The sequence below is a fragment of the Thiohalobacter sp. COW1 genome (assembly GCF_016629505.1).
GTDB lineage: Bacteria > Pseudomonadota > Gammaproteobacteria > Thiohalobacterales > Thiohalobacteraceae > Thiohalobacter > Thiohalobacter thiocyanaticus_A.
Genome location: NZ_AP024239.1, coordinates 147,672 through 167,531 on the forward strand (window position 1 = coordinate 147,672; position 19,860 = coordinate 167,531).

The 19,860-nt window shown below is 62.2% G+C and carries 21 protein-coding genes and 1 tRNA gene; 14 read left to right on the forward strand and 8 right to left on the reverse strand.

Going from position 1 to position 19,860, the window contains the following annotated elements:
- Positions 1–8: 8 nt before the first annotated feature.
- Both COW1_RS00660 and COW1_RS00665 read left to right on the forward strand, forming a co-directional pair.
- Positions 9–248: a DUF2188 domain-containing protein gene (locus COW1_RS00660; RefSeq protein WP_201345086.1), complete on the forward strand. Its 240-nt coding sequence runs from the start codon at positions 9–11 to the stop codon at positions 246–248.
- Positions 249–304: 56 nt separating this feature from the next.
- Positions 305–1,078 carry an HNH endonuclease signature motif containing protein gene (locus COW1_RS00665; RefSeq protein ID WP_201345087.1) on the forward strand — a complete coding sequence of 258 codons (774 nt, stop codon included), beginning with the start codon at positions 305–307 and terminating at the stop codon, positions 1,076–1,078.
- Positions 1,079–1,164: 86 nt separating this feature from the next.
- On the opposite strand, the gene COW1_RS00670 is transcribed toward COW1_RS00665, so the two are convergent.
- The 5 genes from COW1_RS00670 to COW1_RS00690 form a co-directional block, all read right to left on the reverse strand.
- Positions 1,165–2,484 (reverse strand): DUF5623 domain-containing protein, encoded by a 1,320-nt coding sequence (locus tag COW1_RS00670; RefSeq protein ID WP_201345088.1) that lies wholly within the window; start codon positions 2,482–2,484, stop codon positions 1,165–1,167.
- A 237-nt stretch (positions 2,485–2,721) separates the two neighbouring features.
- Positions 2,722–3,678: a nucleotidyl transferase AbiEii/AbiGii toxin family protein gene (locus COW1_RS00675; RefSeq protein ID WP_201345089.1), complete on the reverse strand. Its 957-nt coding sequence runs from the start codon at positions 3,676–3,678 to the stop codon at positions 2,722–2,724.
- Positions 3,668–4,249: a hypothetical protein gene (locus COW1_RS00680; RefSeq protein WP_201345090.1), complete on the reverse strand. Its 582-nt coding sequence runs from the start codon at positions 4,247–4,249 to the stop codon at positions 3,668–3,670. Before COW1_RS00680 ends, COW1_RS00675 begins: the two co-directional genes overlap by 11 nt.
- A gap of 188 nt (positions 4,250–4,437) precedes the next feature.
- A complete protein-coding gene (locus COW1_RS00685; RefSeq protein WP_201345091.1) occupies positions 4,438–4,764 on the reverse strand; it encodes a type II toxin-antitoxin system RelE/ParE family toxin in 327 nt (108 codons plus the stop codon).
- Positions 4,761–5,042, reverse strand: a complete 282-nt coding sequence (locus COW1_RS00690; protein ID WP_201345092.1) for a type II toxin-antitoxin system Phd/YefM family antitoxin — start codon at positions 5,040–5,042, stop codon at positions 4,761–4,763. Before COW1_RS00690 ends, COW1_RS00685 begins: the two co-directional genes overlap by 4 nt.
- Positions 5,043–5,560: 518 nt before the next feature.
- Here COW1_RS00690 and COW1_RS00695 point away from each other — a divergent pair.
- From COW1_RS00695 to COW1_RS00735, 9 genes are all read left to right on the forward strand, one after another.
- Positions 5,561–5,863: a PilZ domain-containing protein gene (locus tag COW1_RS00695; RefSeq protein WP_201345093.1), complete on the forward strand. Its 303-nt coding sequence runs from the start codon at positions 5,561–5,563 to the stop codon at positions 5,861–5,863.
- 213 nt (positions 5,864–6,076) lie between these two features.
- On the forward strand, positions 6,077–6,592 hold the full coding sequence (locus tag COW1_RS00700; RefSeq protein WP_201345094.1) for a CinA family protein: 516 nt from the start codon (positions 6,077–6,079) through the stop codon (positions 6,590–6,592).
- Complete coding sequence (thpR, locus tag COW1_RS00705) at positions 6,558–7,109, forward strand: RNA 2',3'-cyclic phosphodiesterase (RefSeq protein WP_096366855.1); 552 nt, start codon at positions 6,558–6,560, stop codon at positions 7,107–7,109. Before COW1_RS00700 ends, thpR begins: the two co-directional genes overlap by 35 nt.
- Positions 7,110–7,456: 347 nt before the next feature.
- The gene (recA, locus tag COW1_RS00710) at positions 7,457–8,506 is read left to right on the forward strand and encodes a recombinase RecA (protein WP_096366854.1); all 1,050 of its coding nucleotides are present in this window, start codon (positions 7,457–7,459) and stop codon (positions 8,504–8,506) included.
- Positions 8,507–8,691: 185 nt separating this feature from the next.
- Positions 8,692–9,183, forward strand: coding sequence for a regulatory protein RecX (locus COW1_RS00715; protein ID WP_242466465.1), 492 nt, complete (start codon positions 8,692–8,694; stop codon positions 9,181–9,183).
- A gap of 189 nt (positions 9,184–9,372) precedes the next feature.
- Entirely contained in the window at positions 9,373–12,015 is a 2,643-nt protein-coding gene (alaS, locus tag COW1_RS00720; protein WP_201345095.1) for an alanine--tRNA ligase, read from the forward strand.
- Positions 12,016–12,221: 206 nt separating this feature from the next.
- Positions 12,222–13,451 carry an aspartate kinase gene (locus COW1_RS00725; protein ID WP_201345096.1) on the forward strand — a complete coding sequence of 410 codons (1,230 nt, stop codon included), beginning with the start codon at positions 12,222–12,224 and terminating at the stop codon, positions 13,449–13,451.
- A gap of 219 nt (positions 13,452–13,670) precedes the next feature.
- Positions 13,671–13,871 (forward strand): carbon storage regulator CsrA, encoded by a 201-nt coding sequence (csrA, locus tag COW1_RS00730; RefSeq protein ID WP_096366852.1) that lies wholly within the window; start codon positions 13,671–13,673, stop codon positions 13,869–13,871.
- A gap of 76 nt (positions 13,872–13,947) precedes the next feature.
- Positions 13,948–14,040: transfer RNA gene (locus tag COW1_RS00735), tRNA-Ser, on the forward strand.
- 272 nt (positions 14,041–14,312) lie between these two features.
- On the opposite strand, the gene COW1_RS00740 is transcribed toward COW1_RS00735, so the two are convergent.
- Both COW1_RS00740 and COW1_RS00745 read right to left on the reverse strand, forming a co-directional pair.
- Complete coding sequence (locus tag COW1_RS00740) at positions 14,313–14,807, reverse strand: VPLPA-CTERM sorting domain-containing protein (protein WP_201345097.1); 495 nt, start codon at positions 14,805–14,807, stop codon at positions 14,313–14,315.
- Between the two features lie 28 nt (positions 14,808–14,835).
- The gene (locus tag COW1_RS00745) at positions 14,836–15,315 is read right to left on the reverse strand and encodes a hypothetical protein (RefSeq protein ID WP_201345098.1); all 480 of its coding nucleotides are present in this window, start codon (positions 15,313–15,315) and stop codon (positions 14,836–14,838) included.
- Between the two features lie 256 nt (positions 15,316–15,571).
- Here COW1_RS00745 and COW1_RS00750 point away from each other — a divergent pair, with 256 nt between their 5' ends.
- Complete coding sequence (locus tag COW1_RS00750; RefSeq protein WP_201345099.1) at positions 15,572–16,204, forward strand: transglutaminase-like cysteine peptidase; 633 nt, start codon at positions 15,572–15,574, stop codon at positions 16,202–16,204.
- A gap of 49 nt (positions 16,205–16,253) precedes the next feature.
- Here the strand turns inward: COW1_RS00750 and COW1_RS00755 are convergent, their stop codons facing one another.
- Positions 16,254–16,844: an OmpH family outer membrane protein gene (locus tag COW1_RS00755; RefSeq protein ID WP_201345100.1), complete on the reverse strand. Its 591-nt coding sequence runs from the start codon at positions 16,842–16,844 to the stop codon at positions 16,254–16,256.
- Positions 16,845–17,117: 273 nt separating this feature from the next.
- Between COW1_RS00755 and COW1_RS00760 the strand changes: the two genes are divergently transcribed.
- Positions 17,118–18,656 carry a ShlB/FhaC/HecB family hemolysin secretion/activation protein gene (locus COW1_RS00760; RefSeq protein WP_255534330.1) on the forward strand — a complete coding sequence of 513 codons (1,539 nt, stop codon included), beginning with the start codon at positions 17,118–17,120 and terminating at the stop codon, positions 18,654–18,656.
- Between the two features lie 499 nt (positions 18,657–19,155).
- On the forward strand, positions 19,156–19,854 hold the full coding sequence (locus tag COW1_RS00765) for a VPLPA-CTERM sorting domain-containing protein (RefSeq protein ID WP_201345102.1): 699 nt from the start codon (positions 19,156–19,158) through the stop codon (positions 19,852–19,854).
- Positions 19,855–19,860: the final 6 nt, after the last annotated feature.

The following is a 19,860-nucleotide window of genomic DNA, read 5'->3' on the forward strand; positions in this document are numbered from 1 at the left end:
ATGCCAAGATGGGCAAGAAACGCGATATCCATGTAGTACCGCACCCTGACGGGGGCTGGGCAACCCGCCGTGAAGGCGCCGACCGGGTCAGTGATCGCCATCGCACACAGCGAGAGGCAATTGATACGGCGAGGGATCGTGCCAGGAGCGAAAGGGTGGAGGTTGTCATTCATCGACCAAACGGGCAGATTCGTGATAGCGACAGTTACGGAAATGATCCCTGCCCGCCCAAGGACCGCAAGCACTGAGAATGGATGCCACGCAAGGGGCTGCAGTAGCCCCTTGCCATAGCATGGGGACAGGAATGGCCGAACCGACCGAGAAGACGATAAAGCGCCTGTTTGCCTTGTCCGGCAACATCTGCGCGTATCCGGGATGTCTGCTGCCGATTGTGGAGCGCGCGGGGACCATCACCGGGGAGATCTGCCATATCAGGGCGAGAAGCCAGGGAGGGCCGCGGTTTGACTCAACCCAAACCGATGTAGTGCGACACGGGTACGACAACCTGATTCTTCTGTGCAGACACCATCACAAGATTATTGACGCGCAACCGGATATCTACACAGCTGACGCTCTGCAAGAGATGAAGGCGGTTCACGAGGGTGTCGTGGGACGGCAGGAACAGGCTGCGGACGGTTTCTTCGCCAAGATCCTGCTGAATGACTTCCATCGGATCTCGGTCGTCGGCAACAGCGGCAATGTCGCGATCAACAGCCCAGGTGCGATACAGGCCAAAACGGTCAACGTCCGGACCACTCACCGCACGGTGTCGGTGAATGCCCCTCCCGGAACCATAGGCGCCGATCAGCAGGCAAGCCGATACCTGCAGTATTTGATCCAGCGATATAACGAGTATGCAAGCGCCAACGAGCAGCGGACGAGGAAGTTCAATTACGGTGCCATCTCGAAGAACATCGAGAGCCGCTTCGGCGCAACTTGGAAGTTGCTGCCTGTTGAGAAGTTCGATGCCGTGTGCGAGTACCTGCAGCAGCGGATTGGCAAGACGATTATCGCGAAACTGAATGCCTCCAAGAGGCATCGCTCATTCTCAACCTATGCAGAGTTCCTCGAGAAATAGAGCCACATGAGTGCTGGCGTCCTCAGAAATATCTGCGCATAGGGCATGGGGTGAGAGGGGCGCTGCCGGTGCAGCGCCCCGGAACATCAGGACGCCCAGGTCTGCAAAGACTTGACGGCAGCATCCACCTTGTTCAGAAGCGATCGCAACGGTGGGCAATCCGGATAGTGGCTGCGCAGCATCTGCTTGACCCGATTGAGACTGTCGATGTGACGTTCCCGCTCCGCAAGTACAAGGGAGCGTGAGAACGTGGCACCGGATTCGCGGTAGTAAAGGTCGAAGAAGCGCTCGTTCGGCAATTCGTCGTGACTGTACTCGCGCTGTGTCCATTCGTCGAGTTCGCTGCGAACCGCATTGATGCGGTTGTACACGCCCTTGCGATGATATGAGGCGACAAGTACAGACTTGAGTAGTGCACCGACCTCGGCGTGGGCCTCGATCGGCATTTTGCCTTTCGGCCGTCGTCGTGGACCGACGAAGGTCTGGATATAGCCGGTTGTGTTGCGCTGTCCGCTCGTGCTCTGGGTCCTTTTGGGGGCCCGCTTCCTGGCCTCCGCTTCCGCAACCGTCCCCGGGCTGACGAAGATCGGGCGCGTTGGTGCCGATTCGCCGTCCCATGTCGCCTCGACGACGGGCGATGGGAGCCGATCGAGTGCGTCAACGATGGGTTCCAGCGGAACACCTTTCTCCCTGTCGGCGATCAAATAGAGCCGTGAGCCACCATCGGGATTGTATATCCCAGCCCATTCCGGTTTGGCAATCACATACCCGTGCAGCTGTGCCCAGGCTGTGCGCTCTGCGGCCTTGCCCTCGGCCGCTGCCTCATAGGGCTCGTCGACGAACAGGTAGCGCTTGGACTCGCGGTCATACCAGATACTGTGGTGATCCCGGCCCGGGATGGCGTTGCTCGACCGGCCGCCCGGATAGACTCTGCTATGGCTCTTGGAAGGACGCAGCTTGGTCGTATCCATAAACTGCAGGGTACGTACCGCAGCACATGCTGCGCGGCGCGCCTGGGATTGTGAGTGTACGAGATGCTGACGTGCCAGGTGATCTGGACCTTCCGATCTGAAATTGATCAGTGCCCGGTGATTCTGGAGTTGGGATGGGGTGATCAATTCGCTCCATGGCTGTGACAGCAGGCAGCTCAATGTTTCCCGGCCATCACGGCCGGCCTCACGGTCTTTCCAATACACGGTGACGAAGATGCGGTGGCCGGGATGCTGCTGTTCCGGTTTGGCGCCATTGGCCAGCGCCTTGCTCGCGTGCCGGAAGTTCTGAAAACCTGCCAGCCGGGCGGATTCGTCCAGAGCCCGCGTGTGTTGGATGCCTCTCTCGCGTTTGAGTGACTTGGCAAGGCGTTTGATGCCGTCCAGGGTGGACGGTCGAATGGCTTCTCTCGACATGACTGTTCTCCCGGTTCATGACGAAACGTCACCCGTCTGCCGCTTCTCGAACCCGAACATGACATGTACAGGAAGAGAGGGAGTGTCGGCAGTGCTGTCAACAGCTTTGCTATGACGGGTGGCAGGCTCCTGCCCGAAGCCAAGGCCATTATCGCACTGGCTAGCTTGCCCGGCAATGATGAGTGTCGCCTGGGACGAAGAGCGGGAAGTGATGAAGTTTGGCTCGTGGGGAACAGGCTAGAGTTTGTCGATCTGTTTCCCGATCTTCTCGATGATGCTCTCGAAGTCCGGCTGCCCGCTGTAATAGAGTGGTGCCGTGGCTTGGTAGGCAAGGGCGTACTGCTCCCTGGTTGCCGGGTCTGACAACAGAAACGCCTCGTTTTCGGCGATGATCAGCTTGTCGTCTTTCCTGAACCGCTGTTCCTTGCGGGCGTGGTATTCCGGGGTGGCGATGAACGCTTCCACCTCCGAATAGTCCAGCAGTTGGCTGATGTCGTAATAGTGGCGCAGAAAGTTTGGGGGCAATTCGCCGGTGCTCTGCTGCTGGCGGAATTTGGTGGAAACGGTCTGCAGCTTTTCGACAAAGGTGTAGCCGGGGTGGTAGCAGGATACGTCGACGGCGCGGTTGTCGCGAGCAGCGACGTCTGCCATGGCGGCACGGTCGAAGGCCCAGGAGGAAATGGTCTGGGGCATGTTCGGTGTGGTGTCGTCGAAGCCCACCTCCAACAGGATGCCTTCCTTGAGACCCGTCGGATGGTCGAATGGACTCTCGTAATGAAGACGGATTCCACCGCTCCGGTATTTCTCGTCATCGAATGCGTGATCGCGGGTGACGCCGACGATTCCGTCGATTTGAATGTTCGCCGCAAGCCAGTCGTAGAAGTCCCGCCGTGATTCGATGTGCCGCGCCTTCTTGGTTTGATTCGGCGCGGTAAAGACCTCAAAGGGGGCACAGGCTGGGTCGATGCGAATGTCGATGTCCTCGGAGAAGCGCTGGATGATGCCGAACCCCTTCGACAGCGAAGTACCGCCCTTGAGCTCGAAGCCGAAGCCCTGCACGCCGAGGCCATAGAGGCATTGCATGATCCAGTAGTCCTTCTCGACGAGCGCCGGTAGCAAACCACGCTCATCGGCGACGATGCGGATCAGGTCGGCGAAATCCTCGCGCTCATGGAGGAAAGATTCAGGCGGCACGTGACAACGCCCGCTCGAAGAACTTGCGGGTGGCGACCTTGCCGTAGTCCCGCGCGGCGCGCTGGAGCCTGTCGGCGTTCAGTTCCTTCGCCTTGGCCCGCGCCCGCTCGCGAACCGCGGTCGGATCCTCCGCCAGTTCGGACAGGTTGTTCAGCAGCTCCACGAGGAGGAACTCTTCCGTCAGTTGCCGGGGGAAACGGGGCTTCCTGCGGAACTCGAAGGGTTTGCCGCCCAAGGTGAAGCGGCCATGGCGCTTGTGGTTGTAGACCACGCGGGAGTTGTAGAGCTGCGTGGTCCCCACCCCCAAGGCGTTGTAGGCATTGGGGGAGGTGAGAAGGAAGTCGTCTTCCTTCAGGAAGGTGCGGACGAGCTCCTTCTCATCGGGCGGAACCCGGCCGAAAGCCGAGGCCTTGGGATAGTAATAGAGGCCGTTGCGGAGCTTCTGCAGCATGCCCTGATCGACCAGCTCTCGCGCATGCCGGTCAACGCTCTTCGACCACTGGGCGAGGTCCGCACGCCGGTACACGCGGCCGGGGCGCAGGTGTCTTTTCAGTTGTTCCAAACGATTCATAGTGCTTGCCTCTGTGGGAAATATAGCTCCGGGAGGTGCATTCGGCAACAATTTTAGTAAAAATTCATGCATTTATGGCGTCTTTGATTTGAGAAATGCATAGTTAATACAATGGGTTGTGATTTTTTCTGGTGGCGCAGCTATTTGTCGAGAAGCCGCTGGGGTAAACGCGGAAGTGTAGGTAGCCCCTACCGAACCAGGCGCCGCTCAAGTAACGACTGCATGTCTCGTCGCCCATCCAGGACGCAATGAACAAAGACGTCCTGCCCTATGACCTCGTAGATGACGCGATACGGCTTGAAGTGAATCTCCCGGTAATTCGTCACGCCGATCCGATCCAGCTCGGGCGGGACATGGCCCCGCATGGGTAGGTCGGCAAGGCTCGAACAGAGCGGTTCCAGTTGATCCAACACGTACGTTGCCTTCTCCACCGAGTCATGGATAGCAACGTAACGGTAGATGTCGATCAGGTCCTCTTCCGCTTCTTCTGAAACCCGGACGCGGTAGCGTGTCACCCGGTGCTTTCCTTGATGCGCTTGCGGATATCCGCGAAGGCCGTTTTGACGGGCTTGCTACGCCCCTCTCGAATGCATTTGGAGCTCTGGGCCAGCATCTTGAGCAGCGCCAGCGATTCCTGGGTTTGTTCGTAACTGGCGATGTCCTGGAGAACCGCTTTGGCCTCACCGTGTTGGGTGATCACTATGGTCCGCTGGCCCTCGTTGACGTCTCGTAAGGCCTCGGCCGTATGACTTTTGAGGTAGCTAATGGGTTTGACCGATTCGCTGAGTTTCATAATGTGTCCACCGTAACTCTACTTCCAGAACGTACCAAATATAGTCCGTATTTGGTACCAACGCAAAGCGGGTTACGGTTTGTAAGAGGCGGCGGCCACCATTGGAAGCAAGGTCACTGCCCATTTAGTGTAGCTTTTATGCCGTGTTATTTGAAAATATGTTTGTTAAACAATGTGTTAACACCGTTGTGGCAGGAGTAATGGGTAATGGGTGCTAAGAATTAAGTTAAATAAAACAATTGGTTACAACAAAAACACACACCATTAAGCAAGGGGCTAAAAAACTGTAACATTTAGTGTAGCTTTTGTGCTGCTGATGTTAAAAATACCTTTGTAAAACAATGATGAAACACCTATGCATCATTGGAGTGTGGGCGGCATTGGCTGGAGCGGTCCCGGTCATGGCGCGAAGTTTACGTCCCTCGTCCCGGCAAGGCCACAGTCGTTACTGCGCCGGCTCGCTTGCGCCACCCGGATGGCTCTGGTAGGTAGAATAAAACGGCAGGAGAGTAAGTCCCATGTGGCGAGACTATGACGAGAAACGCGACTTCCGGCGCATGGCGCTGGACACCCGGATCCAGTGCAAGGACCTGGCCAGCGGCGAGACCTTCTACGGCCATGCCCAGGACCTGAGCAGCCAGGGGCTGTCCATCGACACCGACCGGGAATTCGCCCCCGGCGCGCGGCTGGAGGTGCGCATCGTCCCGGAGAAGGCCCTGGTGCCGCCGCTGTATGCCGCGGTCGAGGTGGTGCGGGTGGAGCCCGCGGCCAACGGCCAGGGCTACAATCTCGGCGTGCGCATCCTCGAGCACAAATCCTGACCGATAGAAGGTGGGCAGTAGGATGGGGGCAGGCGCGGAGCACCGTAACCCATCGACCGTCCGGCCTCGATGGGTTGCGCTGCGCTCCACCCATCCTACCCGGGCGGGGTATGTTGTAGGTCGGGTTGGCGCAGCGTAACCTGACACCCCGGCGGTGCTGCCGCACATGTCGGGTTATGCCCACCGGGCCAACCCGACCTACAAGGCTGATCCATGACCCAGAGCACCAATAGCAATGAAGCGCGGCTGTCGGACCTGAGCCGGGCCCTCGGCCGGGCGGCGACCGAAGCCGGGGTGATGCTGACCGTGGCTGAATCCTGCACCGGTGGCTGGCTGGCCAAGGTCATCACCGACACCCCCGGCAGTTCGCACTGGTTCGAGCGCGGCTTCGTCACCTATACCAACGCCGCCAAGCAGGACCTGCTCGGCGTGAGTCCGGCGACGCTGGAGGCGCAGGGCGCGGTGAGCGAGGCGACGGTCCGGGAGATGGCCGCCGGCGCCCTCGCGCACAGCCGGGCGCAGCTGGCCGTGGCCATCAGTGGCATCGCCGGCCCCGAGGGCGGCACCGAGGACAAGCCGGTCGGCACTGTCTGCTTCGCCTGGAACCGGCTCCACCAGGCGCCCCGCGCCGAAACCCTGAAACTGCCGGGCGACCGCGAAGCGGTACGCCGCCAGGCGGTGGAGCGGGCACTCTATGGCCTTCTCGCAGCCCTCGGACATCACGACTGACGCGACGCAGCGGCTGTTCTTTGCCCTGTGGCCGGACGGCGGGGTGCGCGAGCGGCTCGATGCCGCGGCCGCGGCCGCGGCCCGGGACAGCGGCCGGCGGGTCCCGCGGGGCAACCTGCACCTGACCCTGGTGTTCCTGGGCCAGACCCCGGCCGCACGGCGCGACTGCATGATTCAGGCGGCCGCGGCCATCCGCTGCCCGGCCTTTGAGTTGTGCCTGGACCGCTTCGGCCACTTCCGCCGTGCCCGCATCGCCTGGCTGGGACCGACCGCGCCGCCGCCGGCGCTGGTCGATCTGTACCGGCAGCTGAACGCGGCCCTGGCCGACTGCGGCGGCACGCCGGAGACCCGGCCCTTCGCGCCGCACGTCACCCTGGCGCGCAAGGCCGGACGCTGCCGGGCCCCGGCGGAATTCGTGCCCATCGACTGGGCGGTGCGCAGCTTCGCCCTGGTGGAGTCCCCCGGCGACGGCAGCGGCTACCGGGTGCTGGCGACCTGGCCGCTGGCCGCTGCGTGATGGGTTGCGCTGCACCTCACCCGTTCCATCGGGGGGATTGTAGGATGGGTGCAGGCGCGGAGCGCCGTAACCCATCGTCTGGCCGCTCCGCGATGGGCTGCGCTGCGCTCCACCCATCCTACCCGGGCGGGAATTTGTAGGATGGGTACAGGCGCGCAGCGCCGTAACCCATCGACCGGGCGGTCCGCGATGGGTTGCGCTGTGCTCCACCCATCCTACCCGGGTGAGGGATGTTGTAGGATGGGAGGCGGCCCCGCCCCTCTGGACAACTGGATATTCATCCAGTATAAAGAAAAACCACAAGGGCACGGCCCGAACACCCCTGACAGCACAGCCTGGAGACCCCTATGGACGACAACAAGCGCAAGGCCCTGAGTGCCGCTCTCAACCAGATCGAAAAACAGTTCGGCAAGGGTGCCGTGATGCGGATGGGCGACGTCGGCGCCGTGCGCGATGTCGAGGCCATCTCCACCGGCTCGCTGGGACTGGACGTGGCCCTGGGCATCGGCGGCCTGCCCGCCGGCCGCGTGGTCGAGATCTACGGGCCGGAATCCTCCGGCAAGACCACGCTCACCCTGCAGGCGATCGCCGAATGCCAGAAGACCGGCGGCACCGCCGCCTTCGTCGACGCCGAGCATGCGCTGGATCCCACCTATGCCGAAAAGCTGGGCGTGAACGTCGACGACCTGCTGGTCTCCCAGCCCGACACCGGCGAACAGGCGCTGGAGATCGCCGACATGCTGGTGCGCTCCGGCGCCGTGGACGTGGTGGTGGTCGACTCGGTCGCCGCGCTCACCCCCAAGGCCGAGATCGAGGGCGAGATGGGCGACTCCCACGTCGGCCTGCAGGCGCGCCTGATGTCCCAGGCCCTGCGCAAGCTCACCGGCAACATCAAGCGCTCCAACACCCTGGTCATCTTCATCAACCAGATCCGCATGAAGATCGGCGTCATGTTCGGCAATCCCGAGACCACCACCGGCGGCAACGCCCTCAAGTTCTACTCCTCGGTGCGCCTGGACATCCGCCGCATCGGTGCCATCAAGAAGGGCGACGAGATCGTCGGCAACCAGACCCGCGTCAAGGTGGTCAAGAACAAGATGGCCCCGCCCTTCAAGCAGGTCGAGTTCGAGATCCTTTACGGCGAGGGCATCTCGCGCGAGGGCGAGATCATCGACATGGGCGTGGCCGAGGGCCTGGTCGAGAAGTCCGGCGCCTGGTACTCCTACCAGGGCGAACGCATCGGCCAGGGCAAGGAGAACGTGCGCAACTTCCTCAAGGAAAACCCGGACATCGCCAACGACATCGATCAGCAGCTGCGGGCCAGACTGCTGGTCAAGCCCAAGTCCAGTGCCGAGGAGGCCATGGACGAGGCGCCCGAGCCGGAGGCGCTGAACTAGTCGCGACGGTGGCATGAACGCAGAGGCGCGGAGACGCAAAGAAAGATCAATATATTGAAAAAACCTTTGCGCCTCTGTGCCTCTGCGCCCTCCGCGTTATTATCACCGCACTACACAAGTCCAGAGATTTCGCGTAACGGATATTGCCCGGCTTCGGCCGGGTAATGTCTTTATGGGAACCGGAGATGTCGGAACACGACGAAGCCGAAATGCCGGAGCCGGAAGACCGCTCCGTCGAGATCGAGCACAAACTGGTCGAACTGCTGGCACGGCGCGAGCACAGCCGTCTGGAGTTGCGGCGCAAGCTGGAGCAGCGCGGCTACGGTTTTGACGAGATCGAACCGGTGCTGGCGGATCTGGCCGCCCGGGGCCTGCAGAGCGAGGCGCGCTTCGCCGAGCACTATGCCCGCGGCCGCGAGCAGCGCGGCTACGGCCCGGTGCGTATCCGCCAGGAACTGCGCGAGCGTGGCATCGACGACGGCCTGATTGCGACGGCGCTGGAAGCGCTGGAGGTGGACTGGTTCGCCGCCGCCCGCGCCGCCCGGCACAAGCGCTTCGGGGCGGCGGCCCCGGCCGATTTCCGGGAGCAGGCCCGGCAGCTGCGGTTTCTCAACAACCGCGGTTTCGACGCCGAGCAATGCCGCGTCGCGCTGGAGAACGACCCGGCGGACCGGTGACGCGCGGTCCCGCATCAGGTAAGCTTTGAGCCGGATCCAGCGGGCTTGTGTCCAGGCCCGACACATTACCCGTCATCCCGGTGCAGGCCGGGATCCAGTGGCCGCAGCGGTATCTGGATCCCGGCCTGCACCGGGATGACGATCACAGGCATGACAACCGCGATTCATACGGTTGTGGGAATGAGCGGCATGAAGACAAGCGCGGACATCCGCACCCTGTTTCTGGAATTCTTCCGCGAGCGCGGCCACGAGGTCGTGGCGTCGAGTCCGCTCGTGCCGGCCAACGACCCGACCCTGCTGTTCACCAATGCCGGCATGGTCCAGTTCAAGGATGTCTTCGTCGGCAAGGAGACCCGCAGCTACAGCCGCGCGGCCAGTTCCCAGCGCTGCGTGCGCGCCGGCGGCAAGCACAACGACCTGGAGAACGTCGGCTACACCGCCCGCCACCACACCTTCTTCGAGATGCTGGGCAACTTCAGCTTCGGCGACTATTTCAAGCGCGAGGCCATCCAGTACGCCTGGGAGTTCCTGACGCAGACCGCCGGTCTGCCGGCGGAGAAGCTGTGGGTGACCGTGTACGAGGAGGACGATGAGGCCGCCGACATCTGGCTGAACGAAATCGGCGTCGACCCCGATCGCTTCACCCGCATCGGCGACAAGCCCGGCGGGGCCAGGTACGAAAGCGACAACTTCTGGTCCATGGGCGACACCGGCCCCTGCGGCCCCTGCACCGAGATCTTCTACGATCACGGCCCCGAGGTCGAAGGCGGTCCGCCCGGCACCCCGGAGGAGGACGGCGACCGCTACATCGAGATCTGGAACCTGGTGTTCATGCAGTACAACCGGGACAAGGACGGCAACATGAGCCCGCTGCCCAAGCCCTCGGTGGACACCGGTATGGGCCTGGAGCGCCTGGCCGCCGTGCTGCAGGGCGTGCACAGCAATTACGAGATCGACCTGTTCCGCAACCTGATCCTGGCCGCCGCCGAGGTGGTGGGCGTCAAGGACGCGGGCCAGAGCTCGCTGCGGGTGATCGCCGACCACATCCGCTCCTGCGCCTTCCTGATCACCGACGGCGTGCTGCCGTCCAACGAGGGCCGCGGCTATGTGCTGCGCCGCATCGTGCGCCGCGCTGTGCGTCACGGCTATCGCCTCGGCGCCGATGACATCTTCTTCCACAAGCTGGTCGCGCCGCTGGTCGCCGAGATGGGCGAGGCCTATCCGGAACTCACGCAGGCGCAGGCCCAGGTCGAGCGGGCGCTGAAACAGGAAGAGGAACGCTTCGCCGAGACCCTGGACCAGGGCATGAAGATCCTCGAGGCCGACATCGCCGAACTCGCCGGCAACGAGATCCCCGGCGAGACGGTGTTCAAGCTCTATGACACCTACGGCTTCCCCGTCGATCTGACCGCCGACATCGCCCGCGAGCGCGAGCTCACCCTGGACATGGCCGGCTTCGAGCGCGAGATGGCCGCCCAGCGCGAGCGCGCCCGTGCCGCCAGCCAGTTCGGCGCCGACTACTCCAGCGACATCGACGTCCGGTGCAGCAGCGAATTCACCGGCTACGAACACCTGATCGACCGCGGCCGGATCTCCGCGCTGTTCCGCGGCGCCGAGCCGGTCGAGGTGCTGCATGCCGGCGAGTCGGGCATCGTGATTCTGGACAACACCCCCTTCTATGCCGAGAGCGGCGGCCAGGTCGGTGACAGCGGCACGCTGGAGACCGCCGGCGCCCGCTTCACCGTCAACGACACCCAGAAGCGCGGCACCGGCGCGCACGCCCATATCGGCGTGCTCGAATCCGGCGAACTCAAGCTGGGCGAGCAGGTCGAGGCCCGGGTCGACGCCGAACGCCGCCAGGCCACCCGGCTCAACCACTCCGCCACCCACCTGCTGCACGCCGCCCTGCGCCGGCTGCTGGGCGAGCATGTGCAGCAGAAGGGCTCGCTGGTCGAGCCCGAGCGGCTGCGCTTCGATTTCTCCCATCCCCAGGCGATCACGCCCGAGGAACTGCAGCGCATCGAGAATATGGTCAACGACCAGATCCGCCGCAACGTGTCGGTCGATACCCGCATCATGGACATCGATTCCGCCATGCAGGCCGGGGCCATGGCCCTGTTCGGCGAGAAGTACGGCGATCAGGTGCGGGTGCTGAGCATGGGCGACTTCTCGGTCGAACTGTGCGGCGGCACCCACGTCGAGCGGGTCGGCGATATCGGCCTGTTCAAGATCACCAATGAAACCGGCATCGCCTCCGGCGTGCGCCGCATCGAGGCGGTCACCGGCGACCGGGCCCTGGCTTACGTCGAGCAGACCGAGCAGGCGCTGGGTCGCATCGCGCGCCTGGTCAAGGGCAGCAGCCAGGACGCCGAATCCCGGGTGCAGCAGCTGCTGGAGAAGAACCGCCAGCTGGAGAAGGAACTGGAGCAGCTCAAGAGCAAGCTGGCCAGCAGCCGCGGTGGCGATCTGGCCAGCGAGGCGGTGGAGGTCGAGGGCATCCAGGTGCTGGCCGCCCGCCTGGACGGCGCCGATCCCAAGTCGCTGCGCGACACCCTGGACCAGCTCAAGAACAAGCTGGGGGCAGCGGCCATCGTGCTGGCCGCGGTCAATGATGACAAGATCAGCCTGGCCGCCGGCGTGACCAAGGCCGAGACCGGGCGCGTCAAGGCCGGCGAACTGGTCAATCACGTGGCGCGGCAGGTGGGTGGCAAGGGCGGCGGCCGGCCCGACATGGCCCAGGCCGGCGGCAGCCAGCCCGAGCATCTGGATGCGGCCCTGGCCTCGGTGCCGGAGTGGGTGCGCGCCGTGCTGTCAGAAAGCCAGAGCGCCTGAGCGGTCTCCGTCATTGCGAGCGTAGCGTGGCAATCTCGTCCCGCATAATCAGCCGGTTAGAGATTGCCGCGTCACTTCGTTCCTCGCAATGACGTTTATTGTTTTCATGCCCGAAAATCCCATCGGGCGTTTCATCCCGCCGCGATTTGTAGTTTAATTCACGCCTTTCGTGCCCCGCCCGGGGCCAGACAATCGGGTTTACACGCATGGCACTGCTGGTACAGAAATTCGGCGGCACCTCGGTCGGCAGCCCCGAGCGCATCGAGGCCGTCGCCGCCAAGATCAAGCAATACCGCGACAACGGCGATGACGTGGTGGTGGTGGTCTCGGCCATGAGCGGCGAGACCGACCGTCTCATCGGCCTGGCCCGCGCGCTGACCGAGGCGCCGCCGCCGCGCGAGATGGACGTGCTGCTCTCCACCGGTGAGCAGGTCACCATCGCCCTGCTCAGCATGGCGCTGCAGAAGCGCGGCTGCCCGGCCAAGTCCTACACCGGGAGCCAGGTGCATATCCGCACCGACAATGCCCACTGCAAGGCCCGCATCCAGGACATCGACGGCAGCCGCATCCAGCAGGATCTGAAGGAAGGCAAGGTGGTGGTCGTCGCCGGCTTCCAGGGCGTGGACGAGCAGGGCAACATCACCACCCTGGGCCGGGGCGGTTCGGACACCACTGCCGTGGCCCTGGCCGCCGCGCTCAAGGCCGACGAATGCCAGATCTTCACCGACGTCGACGGTGTCTACACCACCGATCCGCGGGTGGTGCCCAACGCCCGCCGGCTGGAGCGCATCACCTTCGAGGAGATGCTGGAAATGGCCAGTCTCGGCTCCAAGGTACTCCAGATCCGCTCGGTCGAGTTCGCCGGCAAGTACAATGTCCCGCTGCGGGTCCTGTCCTCCTTTCAGGAGGGCCCCGGGACCCTGATCACCTACGAGGATGACACCATGGAAAACGCCCTGATTTCCGGCATCGCCTTCAACCGCGACGAGGCCAAGATCACGGTGCTGGGCGTGCCCGACCAGCCCGGCGTGGCGCACAAGCTGCTCGGCCCGGTGGCCGCGGCCAATATCGAGGTGGACATGATCGTGCAGAACATGGCCCCCGACGGCGCGACCACCGACTTCACCTTCACCGTGCACCGCAACGACTACGAACGCGCCCTGGAGGTGGTCCGCCGCACCGCCGGCGAGATGGGGGCCCGCGAGGTCTCCGGCGACGACAGGATCGTCAAGCTGTCGCTGGTGGGCGTGGGTATGCGCTCGCACGCCGGCATCGCCTCCACCATGTTCGAGACCCTGGCCAACGAGGGCATCAATATCCGCATGATTTCCACCTCCGAAATAAAGATTTCCGTGGTGGTGGACGAAAAATACCTCGAGCTGGGGGTGCGCGCGCTGCACGATGCCTTCCAACTCGAGGCTCCGGCTGCGGGCTGAGAAGCGCGAAAATATCGCTGTTCAGCGGTTTGCTCTTCAACGTATTGAAATAAATAAAAATCCATAAATGACCGGGGACGGAAAATTGACTATAGTTTCCGTTGCCCGTGCCGAAATAGAGTGTGTGCAGACGCGCATGCGCCAGTGGGATGTTGGCGCAGGCGGCCGTACCGGGTTCTTTTGAGTTGCTCGTAATTGAAAGTGTTAAGGAGATAACACATGTTGATTCTGACTCGCCGGGTTGGCGAAACCCTGATGATCGGTGACGAAGTGACCGTGACCGTTCTGGGGGTGAAGGGTAATCAGGTTCGGATCGGGGTGAATGCGCCCAAGGACGTCGCCGTTCACCGCGAGGAGATCTACGAGCGCATCCAGAAGGAAAACGGCGAGGAACCCGTCGCTACCGCCAAGGGCGACTGATCCGGAAGCCCTTGATTCCAGAGTTACATACTTTACCTCGACCGGCCGCGCCGGTATCCTACGCATCTTCCAACCCGGAGAGATGGCCGAGCGGCTGAAGGCGCTCCCCTGCTAAGGGAGTATGGGGTTAAAAGCTCCATCGAGGGTTCGAATCCCTCTCTCTCCGCCATATAAAAAGGGCCCCAACCGGGGCCCTTTTTATATGGCGGAGAGAGCGGTCCTGATGAGAACCCTGTGTTCGACCGCGAAGGCGCGCCAGCGCCGGAGCAGCGCCGAGCGCAGCGAGACAACGCGCAGCGAACACAGTGAGCGAGCGGCCCCCTTGAGGGGTGAGGCGCGCAGCGACGAATAATCCCTCGACCCTGCCGACATGCCCGATCGGCCCAGCAGGTACCTCATCCGCGTTTTCCGGCGCGTGGTCCGGTTCTGGGGTGCGCCGGGTCAGGCGGGTAATCGTTTCCTGCGACTGATGCCGGCAAACGCCACCAGTGCGCTGCCCATCAGCAGGCCGGCCCCCGGCAGGGGCACGGCGGTGACGTCATCCACACCGTCAACGCGGCGGATATCGAAACCTGCCAGCCCCAGGTGTTGATTCAGTTCGGGGATATGGTCAGCGTGGTAGAACACGTTGAGATAATACTGTGTGCCCGGTGTCGCCTCGAAATCGAAGAAACCCGAATATTCCTCCAGCCCCAGTCTCTGAGTCGAGGTCGTGACCGTCATGGCCAGTTCGAGAAAGGGAGCGGGGAACTGCATGTCCGTGAGCGTAGCGGTATAGGTCCCCGCCTCGCTCACCTGGAACGGGTCGGTAAACCAGCCGTAATCCTCCAGAAACCGCACGTCTTCATAGGCCACGGTTGCTGCTTGAGCGCTGAAGCCGAAAAGCCAGAAGAGGCCGGCGCAGAACAGCGTGATGGTGGTTCGCCTTGTTTTCATCTCGATATCCTCCGTTCGTCGTTTCTGTTTATTGCAGTGACTGATTGTGGCTGGGGTCCCCATCGGACTGGCGCTGGCCATATTTTTCCTGCAGATACTTGTGCAGCATGCGCTGGGCATCGTCCGCATCGATTGCCTGTCCGGTGATTTCCTGCAGTCTGTTCTGAATGTAATGCGGTGACAGTGCGCACATCGCGAGCAGTTCGATATCCGTGCGCTCAACCCTGTTCTGTTCCGGGATTTCTTCGTTGTTGATGATCCCTTCCAACCGGTCGGCATCCAGGTCGAAATGACGGTTGAGTTCGTTGTACTGACCAAGCAGGAGCGGCAGAAGCCGCTGTCCACCCATCCGGGGATCACACAGATCCATCAGCCGGGTCAGGGCGGTTTTGACCGCATAACGGATGACGTCCGAGTTGCGCGCACCCAAGCGTCGGGCAATGCGTTCGATACGCTCCAGATCCGATGGTTTGAACCGGACAGAGACGCATTGTTTCTTGTTGTTCACTGACCTCTCCTGGCGTGTCCTGTGGTTGTTCAATGTGCCAGTGGCGTATGGCGCGAAGGTGACGGAATGGATGCATTTTTATGACGATCGTCGTGCAGAACGATGAAAATGTGTTGCGTTGGTGACAGTTTCTGGATGGATTTCCGTGCGATCGGTCACAAACCGTGAGATTGGCCGGTGCCAGGCCGGCAATGTCGGTCAAGCGACGACTGCGGTGAGCCGTTAGGCATGACAGGTCGGGTAACGGAGCAGTCCCATGGCAGAGAGGGTGGCAAGTCGGCGTGGAGGGTTGCGGTCTCTGGTCCTGCTGCTGGGGCTGTGTGCAGTCGCCGTCGGGGTGGCTGCTGATGATGACGGAGAATCCGGGGATTACCTGCAGTGGCAGCGGTTGCTGATCGGATTGGCCGGTGAGGCGGAAAGAATCCAGGTCGGGACGGTGAACCGGTTCGTCAATGGCATGCGGGAGCGCAGTGACCGGGAGCTCTGGGGGGTGGAGGACTATTGGGCCAGCCCGGATGAATTCCTGTCACGCGGCGCGGGTGACTGTGAGGATTTCGTTATCACGAAATACATCAGCCTGCGCCGCCTGGGCATCCCCGATGGGCGGCTGAGGCTTGCCCACAGCCGGATCTATAACCGGGAACGTGGGCGCATCGAACCGCACATGGTGCTGTTGTATCGGGATACTGCCGGCGGCGAGTGGGTGCTGGACAACCTGCATTCCGAGCCGGTTGTGCGTGGGCAGCGTACCGATATGGTCGTGAATTATGTCTTCAATACCACGGGTCTCTGGTATTCCGGGCGTGGTGATGCCGCGGACCGTCCCACTGACCCGGCCGAGCATGGAAAATGGCTGGCATTCAGGCAGCGGGTCCAGAGCCCAGGGTGATTCTGGTGCAGGTGGCGCGACCGCCGCTGACAACAATCGGCGCGAGAGATTAGCGGGCTTGTTTGGAGTCAGGAGCCTGGGTGGCGGCGCCGGCGTCCTTCGTCCTGTCGCTGCGGTCGGCCGCGGCACGCATGCGTGCAATCACCTCGCCGGTGATGTCCGTGCGCGGATCGAACCACAGGGTGGCGACGTTTGCCAGCATGACGCTGGTCGCCCCGCGCTGGCGGGCGATCTCGGCTGCCTCGGCGCGGACCTCCTCCTGGAAGGCCAGTACCAGTGAGCTGCGATAGGCGAGCGCCTTCTGTTGTGCAAGCGCCCGGGTCTGTTCCAGGGTCTGCCTGGCCTGCAATGCGAGCGCCTGCAGTTCCTGTGTCTGCGCCTCGTCGGCCTGTTCAGCGAGTTCAGCCTGCTTCTCCTCCAGTTGGGAGTTGAGGTTATGGGTGATTTCGTCCAGCTGGCGGTTGAGTTGATCGCGTGTGGCTGCCAGCTGCTGTTCCATCACCTCATCCCGCCCCAGTGCCTTGGCTACGGCTGTGATGTCGACAACAAGCGGCGAGTCTGGTGTGTTTTCACCGGGCGTGCAGGCCAGCAGGACGACTGCTGACAGGAGAATGCTACCGAGACGGACGATGGGGAACATGATCGGGATCCGCGGTTGTGATGTATACGGGGCTGCGGATTCTACACGCGATCAACCTCGGACTGAAGTTGAAAACATGCGTAGTCGCACTGTAATTTGAGTGTCATAAAGCACCGGCACAATCGCGGGTTCCAGCAATAACCGGCAGTCCCGGGGCAGAACGATTCCGGCATGATGTGACTGTCGTCTCGACAAATCCGCAACCGGCTACAGGAACCTCGCATGCCCTCCCGTCAGCTCATACTGGTTGTACTTCTGCTGTTTGTCGGCGGGATGACGACGGTACATGCACAGACTGCAACTGAGAAAAGCGCCCCCGGTTTCGATGTCTGGGAAATTCGTGTCAGCGGTAATTCAATGCTCGATCGCCGTCTGGTCGAGCGCGCTGTCTACCCCTATCTCGGGCCCGACCGGGGCATCGCGGATGTCGAGTCTGCGCGCAAGGCATTGGAGACACTATACAGGGACCAGGGGTTTCCCACCGTTATCGTGAATATCCCGGAGCAGGATGTTTCCGAGGGTATTGTGAAGCTGGAAGTGGTGCAGGGCCGGGTGGACCGTATGCGCATCAGCGGTTCGACCTATTTCTCGCTGGGCCGGATCCGAAAGTCGGTCCCTGCGCTCGCCGAAGGGGAGGTCCCGCATCTGCCCAGGGTGCAGGAACAGCTGCAGGCGCTGAATCAGGAAAGCGGCGACCGCCGCATCACGCCGGTGTTCCGCCCCGGGCGGCGGCCGGGAACAGTGGAGGTGGAATTGCGGGTCAAGGACGAATTGCCCTTGCATGGTAGTGTGGAGCTCAACGGTCGCAACAGTGCCGACACGAGCCGTACCCGCGCATCGGCCAACCTGCGCTACGACAACCTGTGGCAGCGGATGCACAGCCTGTCGCTGCAGTACCAGACGTCACCGCAGGAGCCGGATGAGGTTTCGGTGCTGGCTGCCACCTACGTGCTGCCGGTGCGGGATGGCAGGGACCGGCTGGCCCTGTATGCAATCAATTCCGAGTCCGACACAGAGGTGGGCGGCACGGGTGATCTTTCCGTGATCGGCAACGGCACCATCCTCGGCATGCGCTGGGTGCGGCCCCTGGCGGCCAGCGGTGATTATTCGCATTCGCTCACCATGGGGGCGGATTACAAGGATTTCGACGAGGCGATCGAGCTGGTGGGTGCCGACAGCCTGCAGACGCCGATAGACTATACCCGCTTCTCCGCCGATTACCGCGCCAACCTGTTCGGCGACCAGCACATGAGCAGCTTCTCGGCCGGCGTCAACTTCGGTGTGCGCGGGCTGGGCAATTCCGAGGCGGAATTCGAGGACAAGCGGTTCCAGGCGCGGCCGAATTTCGCCTATCTCAGCACCCGGCTGAGTCACGAACGCCAGCTTGAGAGCGGTATCCGACTGCGGGGGCTACTCGAGGGTCAGCTGGCCGGGCAGCCGCTGATCAGCAACGAACAGTTCGCGGCCGGCGGTGCTGAATCCGTACGCGGCTACTATGAATCGCAGCAGCTGGGTGACGACGGCGTGAGTGCCACACTGGAACTTTACACGCCCTCGCTGGCCGGACATCTGCACGAAAGGGTCGACAACCTGCGCCTGCTGGCCTTTGCCGATGCCGCCTATCTGCGCAATCACGACACCCTGCCGGGCAGTCCCACCAGTTTTGAACTCTACGGTGCCGGGATCGGGTTGCGTCTGTCGGCATTCCGCAGTCTGAGCCTGAATCTGGATCTTGCCTGGCCCCTGACGGATTCCGATGAAATCGAGCGTGGCGACAGCCGCACGCATTTCTCGCTCAACTACGGTTTCTGAGCCTGCGCCGTTCCGGGGTTGCCGGTTCCAGTTTCAACCCCCTGCCTGCGTTCTTTGTGATACCTCTGTTTCACGTCCCTGCACTGCGTCGTCGCTGCGTATCATTTTCATGATACGACTGTAAACATTCGTACGACAATATTGATCCTTTTGTGACGGAGAGCGGCGATTTGCTGTCTTCCGCGCCATCCATGTCATAAAAAGATCATGCCCATTTCACTGCAGCGTCATTCTGCACGTTTAGTGTCCCTCCTGCGATGCAAGGGAGGGGTATCGGCAGCCGCTGCGAATGCTTGAGCGGAATCAAGAAAAGTTAAAGGGAACTTCACCGACCGGTAAGAAAGGCTGGCTAGGCTGGCACTGCGATTGTTCGCTGCGGCCTCTGTGCCGGGGGTGGGATCGCGGACTGCCGGTGATGCGGGGAGTCGGAAGCGCTGCCGGCAATCAGGGACGCTAAGGAAATTTGGAAAACCAACAAACTCAACGGGAGTCATCTGTCATGTTCAAACTCAAAGCTACAGTCGTTGCCGTGGCGCTTGCCGCCTCCGGTGCCGCTCAGGCTATCGCTATCGATGAGACCGATATCGTCGTCAACATCGTACGTAACGGTCTGTCCGGCGATTCCATGGTCATCAATACCGACGTCAAGGCCGAGGATATCTTCAGTGGTGCCGTGTCCAGCTTTTCATCGGATACGGCCCTGAGCACGGCGATCTTCGACTTTATCGATGGTGCCTCGGATGTCCGTTACTGGGTAGTGGGCCGTTTCACCAGCGGTTTCGATAAGTTCATGCTGTCGAATTTCAGTGTTACTGACCAGACTGCGGTCGGTCCGGCTGTCGACAGCAATATCCCGGCCTACATCACCGGCGCCAATACCGATTGGTTCAACGCCGCGCCCGACAATTACGTCACCGATATTCCGGACGGCGATCGCTCGCATTTCGGCGAAACCAACGTGTACGGCAATGGCCTTGTCAATGGCGTGAGTCTTGGCGATTCCTACGACTTCCTGTACAGCCAGGTCGGCTTCTTCGCTGGCACCAAGAACGGCCAACTGGGAAGCTGGAACCTCGCCACCAACGGTACCCTGAGCTATGACGCCGTCAGCGCCGTCCCGGTCCCGGCCGCGGTCTGGCTGTTCGGTTCCGGCCTGATCGGTCTGGTCGGCATCGCGCGCCGTCGCAAGCAGGCCTGAACCCAT